At 49.7% G+C, this 6,184-nt stretch carries 6 protein-coding genes; 3 read left to right on the forward strand and 3 right to left on the reverse strand.

What is annotated here, in order from left to right; translation table 11 throughout:
• Nucleotides 1-63: 63 nt before the first annotated feature.
• The 3 genes from HMPREF2954_RS04940 to HMPREF2954_RS04950 form a co-directional block, all read right to left on the reverse strand.
• On the reverse strand, nt 64-807 hold the full coding sequence (locus tag HMPREF2954_RS04940; RefSeq protein ID WP_045072756.1) for a pseudouridine synthase: 744 nt from the start codon (nt 805-807) through the stop codon (nt 64-66).
• 116 nt (nt 808-923) lie between these two features.
• Entirely contained in the window at nt 924-1,787 is an 864-nt protein-coding gene (galU, locus tag HMPREF2954_RS04945; RefSeq protein ID WP_039408715.1) for a UTP--glucose-1-phosphate uridylyltransferase GalU, read from the reverse strand.
• A 191-nt stretch (nt 1,788-1,978) separates the two neighbouring features.
• Nucleotides 1,979-2,596 (reverse strand): CoA pyrophosphatase, encoded by a 618-nt coding sequence (locus HMPREF2954_RS04950; protein ID WP_197067775.1) that lies wholly within the window; start codon nt 2,594-2,596, stop codon nt 1,979-1,981.
• Between the two features lie 174 nt (nt 2,597-2,770).
• Here HMPREF2954_RS04950 and HMPREF2954_RS04955 point away from each other — a divergent pair, with 174 nt between their 5' ends.
• Genes HMPREF2954_RS04955 through ispE form a run of 3 tightly spaced genes read left to right on the forward strand, consistent with a single transcriptional unit; the run spans nt 2,771 to nt 6,146 of the window.
• A complete protein-coding gene (locus HMPREF2954_RS04955) occupies nt 2,771-4,630 on the forward strand; it encodes a tetratricopeptide repeat protein (protein WP_045072757.1) in 1,860 nt (619 codons plus the stop codon).
• 55 nt (nt 4,631-4,685) lie between these two features.
• Entirely contained in the window at nt 4,686-5,273 is a 588-nt protein-coding gene (gene lolB, locus HMPREF2954_RS04960; protein ID WP_045072758.1) for a lipoprotein insertase outer membrane protein LolB, read from the forward strand.
• A gap of 27 nt (nt 5,274-5,300) precedes the next feature.
• Complete coding sequence (gene ispE, locus HMPREF2954_RS04965; protein ID WP_045072759.1) at nt 5,301-6,146, forward strand: 4-(cytidine 5'-diphospho)-2-C-methyl-D-erythritol kinase; 846 nt, start codon at nt 5,301-5,303, stop codon at nt 6,144-6,146.
• Nucleotides 6,147-6,184 lie beyond the last annotated feature (38 nt).

The following is a 6,184-nucleotide window of genomic DNA, read 5'->3' on the forward strand; positions in this document are numbered from 1 at the left end:
ATTTGGGGGCCAGTTCAGTTTTCAGACGACCTTATCTTACTGCAAACATCAGGCTTACGACATTTAAAACGATTCATCCGCCCGTAGATAACGCCATTTGCCGGGCGGCAGTTTGCCCAGTTTGACTTTACCCATCCGAATCCGCTTCAGCCCGACGACGCGCAAACCGACGAGTTCGCACATACGGCGGATTTGCCGCTTTTTGCCTTGTTTCAACACGAAACGCAACTGGTCTTCGTTTTGCCATTCTACTTTGGCGGGACGCAGTTTCTCTCCGTCCAAACTCAATCCGTGGTTGAGCAAGGCAAGTCCTTTTTCGTCCAATTTGCCGCGCACGCGTACCAAATATTCTTTTTCACTGCCGCTGTTTTCGCCAATAAGCTGCTTGGCGATGCGGCCGTCCTGCGTCAACACCAGCAACCCGACGGAATCGATGTCCAGCCTGCCGGCGGGCGCTAAGCCGAATTTGTGTTTTTCGCTGAAGGGGATACGGCTGTCGTCCCCTTCCCAACGGTTGTCGGCGGTAATCAGCTCGGCGGCGGATTTATAGCCTTTTTCCGCCTGCGCGCTGACGTAGCCGACGGGCTTGTTGAGCAGGATGGTAACGCGCTCTGCCTGTTTTTCATGCGCCTGCCGGTTGAGGTCGATGCGGTCGCGTTCGGTTACTTTCTGACCGAGTACGGCGGTTTGCCCGTTGACCTTGACCCAGCCTTGCTCGATGTAGCTGTCTGCCTCGCGGCGCGAGCATAAGCCCAATTGCGCCATACGCTTGGAAAGTCGCATGGTTTCTTCGGATGTATTGTTCATAATATGTCTGAATTTAAAAGAGAAAACGGATTATATCACTGCAATAGGAAAGGTCGTCTGAAAAGAAATCAAGAGACTCTTTCAGACGACCTTATCTTTTCAAGACTAGATCAGGCTTAAGAATATTGTTTTAAGAGTTCGCGGAACTGCGCGCCGGTTTCCGGATGTTTCAAGCCGTAGGCAACGGTAGCTTCGAGATAACCCAGTTTGCTGCCGCAGTCGTAGCGTTTGCCGTCGAAGGCATGGGCGAGGACGAACTCGTGATCCAACAGGCGGGCAATGCCGTCGGTCAGTTGGATTTCGTTGCCTGCGCCGCGTGGCAGGTTTTCCAGAAGGCTGAAAATGCGCGGGGTCAGGATGTAACGGCCGACAACAGCAAGATTGGACGGCGCTTCTTCGGGCTTCGGTTTCTCTACAATATTGGTAATCCGTTGAAAGCTGTTTAATTTTTCCACTTCTACAATGCCGTAAGAACCGGTTTGCGACGGATCGACGGTTTCCACGCCCAAAACGCTGTTGCCGCTTTGATTGTAGATATCGACCATTTGCTTCAGTGCGCCTTTGGGCGCGTCAATCAGGTCGTCGGCGAGAATAACGGCAAAGGGTTCGTCGCCCACTGCGGCACGGGCGCACAATACGGCGTGTCCTAAACCCAAAGCCTCGGCTTGACGAATGTAAAGGCAGGTAATGTTAGAAGGCAGAATGTCTTTAACGTGTTCCAGCAGTTTGTCTTTTTGACGCATTTCCAGCTCGGTTTCCAGCTCGTAGGCTTTGTCGAAATGGTCTTCGATACTGCGTTTGTTGCGGCCTGTAATGAACACCATTTCTGTGCAACCTGCTTCTACTGCTTCTTCTACCGCGTATTGAATCAACGGCTTATCGACGATAGGCAGCATTTCTTTCGGACTGGCTTTGGTGGCAGGCAGAAAGCGCGTACCCATACCGGCTACAGGGAAAACGGCTTTTTTAATCGGTTTCATAAATTTTCCTCTTACTTTATATTTCTAAAGTATCCAGCTATCCGGGGCCACAATGATTCATCGGCTTCATTCCCAGACCACATCACTAAAAATGATTTTGTAATAATCATCAATGTGTTAATTGTAACATGACATAATTTCACTGTAACAACCTCAACCGTAAAGCACAGCAAAATCCTGTATCCGTATTTTCACTCTACACCCTTCTGACCGGCACAATAATACCGGTAACGTTCTGCCAACCCATACAATATCAGCGCAGTCAATCCCCAAATATCGTAATGCAAATACGGCAAAACAGGCGTAGCAATCATATTGCCTTCATGAATGAAGCTGCGGCTGCCATAGTTGCCCATATCCAGTGCGAAATCCAATGGCAAGTAAAAGATTTCAGCCACTTCCCCACTATTGGCACAAGTTGGCGGATTTTCCGGACAGAGTGCCAAAACCGGATGTACTTCATAACCGGACGGCGTGTAATAAGGCGGCAACAGTGGAAAAACCTGCCAAAAATGCGGTGCAATCCCCGTCTCCTCTTCAGTTTCACGCAATGCTGTCACAATAAAGTCTTTATCCCCTTCGTCTGACCTTCCTCCGGCAAAAGCAATCTGCCCGGTATGGTGTCGCAGGGTATCGGCGCGACGCGTCAGCAAAATTTGCCACTGCCCTTCCCGCCGAACGACTGCCAGCAAAACGGCGGCTGTTTTACCTTCCTGCCGGACAAAACGGTTTCGTTCCTCTTGCGCTATGCTGGCATAACGAAATGCCTGCCCGAAAAAATCCACAAGATCGGTCTGCCTCATCTCCATATACAGACTCCGAAAACAATGATTGATAGGTCGTCTGAAAAAAGAATATTACATTAGGTTTACGGTTGCTTAAAGCTCACGAATCTACAAAGACAAGCGCTTGTGATAAAGTATCGGCTGTTTTCACGACGGATTATCTGCGCTTCAGTCCGTTTTTTTGAATAAAGGCTTATCATGTTTTTGTCTCCGTCCCATATCCGCACACTGGCAGCAGCCGTCATACTGCTGTTTTCTGCCCAAACCATTGCCGCCAAGCAAGAATCTGCACCAGAAGTCAAAATCCAATCCCAGACCATTCAGAAAAAAAACCGCCGTACGCCTGAAGCAAGGCTCGCCGAACAAGAGCGTTTGATTGCTGCAAACGATCGCGCTTGGAAAATTTTCACGCTTTTAGGCGGCGAAATGGCTTTGCAAAAAGGGGATGCCGGCATGGCTTTGGGTACCTATATGCATATGCTCGACCGCACAAAATCACCCAACGTAGCAGAACGCGCATTGGAAATGGCAGTTTCACTCAATGCATTCGAACAGGCCGAATTGATTTATCAAAAATGGCGGGAAATCGAACCTGTTCCGGGTGCAGCACAAAAACGCATGACCTGGCTGCGCGACCTTCTGCTCGGAAAAAACGACAAACACCTCAGCGGCTTGGATGAAGTCCTTGCAGGCGCTACTGAAGAACAAAACCGCCGTATTTTCCTGCTTCTCGCCCAAACCGCCGTCCAGCAGCCTGATTTGGCAGAAAAGGCCTCGGCACAAGTTCATAAAGAAACACTCAAATACCCTGAAATGCCTGAAGCGGCGATTGCAGATGCCATTTACAGCACATACGACGGCAAGAAAAAAAATGCCATTGCCGCCCTGCAAAGACTTGCCAAACTGGATTCTGAAATCCTGCCCCCGACCATGCTCACCTTGCGCCTGATGGCGCAACGCAGTCCGGAAATCCTCAACGGATTCTTCGAACAAACCGACACGCGCAAACTGTCATCCGTATGGCAGGAGCTTGAAATCACCAACCTGGTTGCCAACCACCGTCCCGACAAGGCATACAGTCGTCTGAAAACGTTACTGGAAGACAACCCCTCGCCCGATTTGTTTATCCAGGCTGCGATACTATCCTCCAGCCGTAAAGATGACTTATCCGTTGTCAACCATTACCTCGAAAAAGCCTACCAATCCGGCACAAGCCAACAACAAAGCCGTGCCGCCCTGATCGGCGCCATGACTTATGCCGATGCCAAAGATTACGTCAAGGCCAAACAATGGCTCGGCAAAATCAATTCTGCGGATTACATTTTCGACAAAACCGTTCTCGGCGCCTCGCTCGAAGCCGAACAAGGCAACGGCAAAGCCGCGTGGGAATTGGCACAACGTGCGCTCAAACTGCCCGAGCAGCAAGGACGCTTTTTCGGTGCGCGCGAATTACAGCGTGTTTCCCTGTTTGCCATCGCCAAACACGACAACCCTAAGAAAGCACTATCAGAGCTGAATACACTTATGGCAAAAGCTTCCAAACAGCCTGATGCCAACCAACTGCTGCCCGACATCCTCTACCAACGCGCCATGGTTTACGACAAAATTGGAGAGCGCGACAAAGCCATTGCCGACCTTCGCCGCCAGTTGGAAATATCCCCCGACAGTACCAGCGGCATGAATGCACTAGGCTATATCATGCTTTCTTCCCCGAAATATGATTTAAACGAAGCATTCAAACTGATTCAGGCCGCGTATCAGGTTGATCCGGAAAACCCCGCCATCAACGACAGCCTCGGTTGGGCATATTATCTGAAAGGCAATGCCGAAACTGCCTTGCCCTACCTGCAATACGCCTTCGAACAATATCCCGACGCCGAAGTCGCCTCGCATTTGGGCGAAGTTTTGTGGAAGCTCGGCAAGCCCGAAGATGCCAAAGCCATTTGGAACGAAGGTTTGAAACAAGAAGGCGACATCGGTTTATTGAAAGAAACCATGCGCCGATTCAATATTCCCGTTCCCCCGCGCAAAAAACACCCCTCCGCCAAAACAAAATAAAAAACAGGTCGTCTGAAAACTTTTCAGACGACCCTTCCCCTGCACAGGATTTATCATGAAACAGACCAATATATTATCCGCAGCCGCCCTAACCCTCCTCATCACCGCCTGCGCCCGCCCCGAGCTCCCGCAGCAAAATGGTTGGCAACCGGCTGAAACAGTCAACGATTTTTCCGCCGAAGGGAGAATCGCCGTCAAACTCGAAGGCAAAGGCTCTTACGCCAACTTCGATTGGACATACCAAAACCAAGTTCAAACCATCAACATCAACACCCCGCTCGGCAGTACCGTGGGGCAGTTGTGTCAAGATAATCAAGGCGTATTGGCCGTCGACAACAAAGGCCGTACATATGAAGCCGCTACCGCACAAGAACTCAGCAACCGCCTATTGGGATTCGAACTCCCTATCCAATATCTGCACATTTGGGCAAGCGGAAAGCGTGTGGCCGGCGCACCATACCAACTGCTCCCGGACAGCCGCCTGCAACAATTCGACTGGACAATTTCCCGCACACTCAACAGCAACGGCAAACCCAAAACCCTCCTATTGGAAAGCCCGAAACTCACTCTGCGCTTGGCATTCGACAACCTCGACGATCATCCCGAGGGCAACACCCAAACCCAATGTGCCGCCAGAAAATAACCATCTCGCCAGACAACCGTAAACAAAATGATTCCAAACGAAGCACAAGCCTTCCCGGCTCCTGCCAAACTCAATCTGGATCTCAGAATCACCGGAAAACGCACAGACGGCTACCACAACCTGGAAAGCATTTTCTGCCTGATTGACTTATGCGATACCGTTTATCTGAAACCACGTTCAGACGACCTTATCATACTCCACACACCGACAGGCGGTATTCCACCGGAACAAGACCTGGCATACCGTGCCGCATCTTTACTGCAAAAACACACTAACTCAAAATCAGGTGTTGAAATTTGGTTGGATAAAAAAATCCCGACAGGCGCCGGCTTGGGAGGTGGCAGTTCGGATGCGGCAACCGTACTCACCGTATTGAACCATTGGTGGGAATGCGGATTATCCCGCCAGCAGTTAATTGATTTAAGTGCGACTCTGGGCGCAGATATTCCCTTCTTCCTTTTCGGCAAAAATGCCTTTGCCAAAGGTATAGGCGAGCAATTATCCCCTATCGACATACCGAAGCAATGGTATGTCGTCATCAAACCCAAGGCCCATGTTTCCACTCCCAAAATTTTCTCGCATAGGAACTTGACACGAAATTCCAAACCAAGCATAATGCCGACTTTCCATTCTTTGCAGCCGTTTAGAAATGATATGCAGGCTGTTGTTTTTCAGGAATATCCTGAGGTTTGGAAAGCTTATTGTGAATTATCCGAATATGGTTCTGCACTAATGACAGGATCTGGAGCGTGTATATTTCTCTCTACGGATAGCCAGCAAGAAGCAAACAGTATATACCAACAAGTTTCACAATCATATGAAGCATATTGTGTTGAAGGTTTAGACGTTCATCCTTTGTTTCAAATGATTTGATAAAGTTGGGGAGTCGTCAAGCGGTTAAGACACTGGAT

The sequence above is a fragment of the Neisseria sp. HMSC067H09 genome, assembly GCF_001814135.1.
Lineage (GTDB): Bacteria > Pseudomonadota > Gammaproteobacteria > Burkholderiales > Neisseriaceae > Neisseria.